Source organism: Mesorhizobium sp. M7A.F.Ca.ET.027.03.2.1 (genome assembly GCF_003999175.1).
Lineage (GTDB): Bacteria > Pseudomonadota > Alphaproteobacteria > Rhizobiales > Rhizobiaceae > Mesorhizobium.
The window spans coordinates 1-4,704 of the sequence record NZ_RZOM01000451.1; the positions used below are offsets into that span (position 1 = coordinate 1).

A 4,704-nucleotide genomic window follows, 5' to 3' on the forward strand; every position below is an offset into this window, starting at 1 on the left:
TCTGGGGACTGGCCAATCATTTCGGCCTGAATGTCCTGGTGATGCGCCTGTCTGCACTCGATCCGTCGCGGCGCGGCACGATCATGGGCCTGAACAGCGCGGTGACTTACCTAGCGGTCTTTGTCGGCACCACCAGCTTCGGGCCGCTCTACACCAGCTTTGGTTTTGCCACCTGCGCAATGGTCGCAGCATTGCTGATGCTGATCGCCGCATCGGCGGCGGCGTGGCGCACGCGATAATCGAACGAACTTGGCCCCAACCGCACGGTTGACAGCAGCGCCCTGCCCTTTCATACAAAGCTGTTAATGTTCTCAGGGCGGGGTGAAAGTCCCCACCGGCGGTAAAGGTTTCGGCCTGAGCCCGCGAGCGCTTTCCGGCAAAATCGGAAAGGTCAGCAGATCCGGTGTGATTCCGGAGCCGACGGTTACAGTCCGGATGGAAGAGAACGAACGGAAGCCGGCCCGCTTTTCGCGGGCTTAATCCGTATCGTGCGTCCTGATTCTGGTTCGAAACGGAAGGATGGACCCATGAATCAGCATTCCCATAAAGACTACGAAAAGACTCGCATCGCCGTTATCCGCGCGCGCTGGCATGCCGCTATCGTCGACCAATGCGTACAGGCCTTCGAGACGGAACTGGCCGACATCGGAGGCGAGCACTTCACTGTCGACATCTTCGACGTGCCGGGCGCCTATGAAATTCCCCTGCATGCCAAGACCCTGGCCCAGACCGGCCGCTATGCCGCGATCCTCGGCACCGCTTTTGTCGTCAATGGCGGCATCTACCGGCATGAATTCGTCGCAAGTGCTGTCATCGACGGCATGATGAACGTGCAGCTGTCGACCGGCGTGCCGGTGCTGTCGGCGGTGCTCACCCCGCACAACTACCACGACAGCGCCGAGCACCACCGCTTCTTCTTTGAGCACTTCACGGTCAAGGGCAAGGAAGCGGCGAACGCCTGCGTGCAACTCCTGGCGGCGCGGGAGTTGATCGCGGCTTAAGTCACCAAAACGGCCGGATTTCAGCCCTGCAACAAGAATTGCGATCGAGAAGAGCTCTGAAGGTTGCGGTTCCGTTGAAATCCCGCCAGAAGCATCAAGGGCCGACCGGCAACCGGCCGGCCCGCGACGTTGCGCTTGAAACCAGATACGGGAGACTATTGGGTGGCTCGCATAACACTGAGACAATTGCTCGACCACGCCGCCGAATACGGCTACGGCGTGCCCGCTTTCAACATGAACAATATGGAACAGGGCCTCGCCATCATGGAGGCCGCCGAGGAGACCAAGTCGCCGGTCATCCTGCAGGCCAGCCGCGGCGCCCGCGCCTATGCCAATGACGTGGTGCTGGCCAAGCTGATCGACGCGCTGGTCGAAATCCATCCCGACATTCCGGTCTGCATGCATCTCGACCATGGCAACAACGAAGCCACCTGCGTCACCGCTATCCAGTACGGCTTCACCTCGGTCATGATGGACGGGTCGCTGAAGGAAGACGGCAAGACGCCGGCCGACTACGCCTATAATTCCGGCATCACCAAGCGCGTCGTCGACATGGCGCATTGGGGCGGCGTGTCCGTCGAAGGCGAGATCGGCGTGCTCGGCTCGCTGGAGAGCGGCGGCGGCGAGCAGGAAGACGGCCACGGCGTCGAAGGCGCCATCAGCCACGACCAGCTTTTGACCGATCCGGAACAGGCGGTCGAGTTCGTCAAGGACACCCATGTCGATGCGCTGGCGGTTGCCATGGGCACCAGCCATGGCGCCTACAAATTCTCGCGCAAGCCCGACGGCGCGGTGCTGGCCATGAACGTCATTGAGGAGATCCACCGCCGGCTGCCGAACATGCATCTGGTCATGCACGGCTCGTCCTCGGTGCCCGAGGACCTGCAGGAGATCATCAACAAATATGGCGGCCAGATGAAGCCGACCTGGGGCGTGCCGGTCGAGGAAATCCAGCGCGGCATCAAGCACGGCGTGCGCAAGATCAACATCGACACCGACAACCGCATGGCGTTGACCGGCGCGATCCGCAAGGTGCTGACCGAGAACCCGAGCGAGTTCGATCCACGCAAATATTTGACACCAGCCATGGCCGCCATGCGCAAGCTCTGCAAGGAGCGCTTCGAACAGTTCGGCACCGCCGGCAACGCGCAGAAGATCAAGCCGCTGCCGGTCGCCGAAATGGCCAAGCGCTATAAGTCGGGCAGCCTCGACCCGAAGTTCGGCTGAGCTCCAGCCATTTATCCCAGAGCTGCCAGAAGCATCCTGGCAGCTCTGGCTCTGGCGACGGCTGTTTTACTCCGGAGTCTCGGCCTCGGCACGAACCAGCTTGATATCGGCGCCAGCCGCCCATGCGCCGATATCTTCCCGACGCAATGCCGCCGCCATCATGTCTGGAAACAAATCCGGCGTGCAGGCAAAGACCGGAATACCGAGGGCGGCCACCGAGCCTGCCATCTTCGGGTCATAACCTGGCCTGCCCTGGTCGGTCAGCGCCAGGAGCACCACGACGTTGACGCCGGAGCGAACGAGTGCAGCAAGCCGCTGCAGCAATTCCTGCCCGTTGCCGCCCTCATAAAGGTCGGTGATCAGCACCATATGCGACTTGGTCGGCCGTTCGATGCGGTCCGCGCAATAGGCCACGGCCTGGTTGATGTCGGTGCCGCCGCCCAGTTGCACGCCGAACAGGACTTCGACAGGATCGCTGAGCTCCTCGGTCAGATCGACGATGGCCGTGTCGAAGCAGACAAGCTTGGTCCGCACGACCGGCAGGGAAGCCATCACCGCGGCGAAGATGGAGGCGTAGATCACCGAGCTTGCCATCGAGCCCGACTGGTCGACGCACAGCACCACCTCATCCAGGTCGACCAGCCTTCGCTGTTTGCGCATGAAGCCGACCAGCTTCTCCGGCACGATGGTTTTGTGCTCGGGCTGGTAATGGCGAAGGTTGGCTGAGATCGTACGCGGCCAGTCGATGTCGCGCTGACGTGGGCGGTTGGTGCGCTGCGACCGGTCGACCGCGCCGCGGATCGCCTCGGCTGTCTTCTGCTCCAGCCGCTGCATCAGCTTGGCGACGATATCGGCGATGATCGTACGCGCAATGTCCTTGGTCTTGGCCGGCATGACCGAGCGCAGCGAAATCAGGTCGGCGACGAGATTGACGTCGGCCTCGATCGCCTTGAGGAATTCCGGCTCCATCAGCATCTGCTTCAGGTTGAGCCGTTCGAAGGCATCCTTCTGGACGATCTGGACGACCTGTGCGGGAAAGAACGATCTGATATCGCCCATCCACTGTGCCACCCTTGGCGCCGAGCGGCCGAGGCCGCCGCGCCGCTTGCGCGGATCGGCAGCCGCATCGCCGGCACCATCGCCGTAAAGCGCATCGAGCGCCGCGGAAAGCCGCTTGTCGGTGTCGGACAGCGCTGACGAGGTTTCCTCATCGGCACCGATCGCCAGGCGCCAGCGGCGCTCCCGTCCGTCGCCGGCCTGGATTGGCTCGCTCATTTCAGCCTCGTCATCCATTGCCGCTCCCGCCCGTCAGCAAGGGTCCGAGCCGTTCAAGATGGCGGCGCCACGCTTCGCCGCCATCCGGAGTCGGCGTCAGTCCGGCAGGCAGGCGTGCGGCGCGGCCGAGCACCGCTTCGATCAACCGCCGCCGCTCCATCGAGTCCAGATGCGAAAAGACCCGGCGCAGCAACGGCAGATGCGCAATGAAGGCGTCTTCGTCGAGGGATGCGAGCCAGGCATCCACCGCACCGCGCAGGCCCTCGTCGTAGATCAGCCGTTGGCCGGCAGTGCTGAAGAAACCCTCGAAGAACCCTGCAGCCTCGGTGACCGGCGTTCCTGGAGACAGACGTCGTGCGATCAGACCGGTTGCCGCGTCGGCTGACAGATGGCCGGCTTCGTAGAGCAGATGCGCGGCACAGCCTGCCACCAGCGCCGTCGAGCGCGATCCATCGAGGACCGCAGCCAGCCCATTGCGCCAGGCGTCCAGCACGTCCTGTTCAGGCTCGACCAGACTGATCGCTTCGTCGGCCTTGCGCATGGCGCCGACCAGCGTCGTGGATGCCTGGGCATCGAGGTCGCGGGCGGCATAGGCGAGCGCGATCCCGCCTTCGACGATCAGCCGCTCCAGCAGACCGGACAGACGGGCGGTTTCCGTCTTGCGAGCCTCGCCATAGCGGATGATGTCGGCGAGCGGCGGCACCGATGTCAGGATTTCCAGGCATTCGCTGCTGCGGGCTGCCCGGTCCTCCAAGGCCGCGAGACCGGCGATCGACGCTTCCGACAGGTTTGCCGTGATGGCGCCCTGGACCAGTGCGGCCATCGCATCAAGAGACGTTGCCGCGCCGATCATCTGGATCAGCCGGCCATTGGCCGCCTTTTCGATGGTTGGTCCGTAGACCAGGTTCTCCACCAGTCGAACGGCATATTCAGGTTCCCACGACAGCGTCCAACGCTCGCGAAAGGTGCCGCGGCTACGGCCGCTGTCGGTGAGTTTGCCCCAATGCACGCCAAGCACGGACAGCCGGTGCAGCAAGGTCGACCGAAACAGCCCGCTCTCGCTGCGCAGATCGACCGATAATTCGTGCTCCAGCGCCTCGGGCTTCAGCCGCGCTGCTTTCTGGTTGCGTTGCAGGTCCTCGATCAGCGGCGCCAGCGGCGTGTCTGGCGGAATTTCACCGACATCGGCGCCCAGCAGCAA

At 63.4% G+C, this 4,704-nt stretch carries 4 protein-coding genes, 1 pseudogene and 1 riboswitch; of the genes and pseudogenes, 3 read left to right on the forward strand and 2 right to left on the reverse strand.

All coding sequences use genetic code 11. The features are described 5' to 3' along the window. From EN750_RS19435 to fba, 3 genes and pseudogenes are all read left to right on the forward strand, one after another. Window positions 1-239 (forward strand): annotated as a pseudogene (locus tag EN750_RS19435) (MFS transporter); the annotation flags it as partial. Between the two features lie 64 nt (window positions 240-303). After that, a riboswitch (FMN riboswitch) is annotated at window positions 304-451 on the forward strand. Between the two features lie 76 nt (window positions 452-527). After that, complete coding sequence (locus EN750_RS19440; protein ID WP_127397370.1) at window positions 528-1,001, forward strand: 6,7-dimethyl-8-ribityllumazine synthase; 474 nt, start codon at window positions 528-530, stop codon at window positions 999-1,001. Between the two features lie 162 nt (window positions 1,002-1,163). Continuing rightward, the gene (gene fba / locus EN750_RS19445; protein WP_013532928.1) at window positions 1,164-2,228 is read left to right on the forward strand and encodes a class II fructose-bisphosphate aldolase; all 1,065 of its coding nucleotides are present in this window, start codon (window positions 1,164-1,166) and stop codon (window positions 2,226-2,228) included. Between the two features lie 66 nt (window positions 2,229-2,294). Here fba and EN750_RS19450 read toward each other — a convergent pair whose 3' ends face one another. Further along, window positions 2,295-3,521 carry a VWA domain-containing protein gene (locus EN750_RS19450; RefSeq protein WP_127270708.1) on the reverse strand — a complete coding sequence of 409 codons (1,227 nt, stop codon included), beginning with the start codon at window positions 3,519-3,521 and terminating at the stop codon, window positions 2,295-2,297. Further along, window positions 3,514-4,704, reverse strand: a 1,191-nt coding sequence (locus tag EN750_RS19455; RefSeq protein WP_245482744.1) for a DUF5682 family protein, incomplete at its 5' end; no start/stop codon positions are given. The genes EN750_RS19450 and EN750_RS19455, both read right to left, overlap by 8 nt.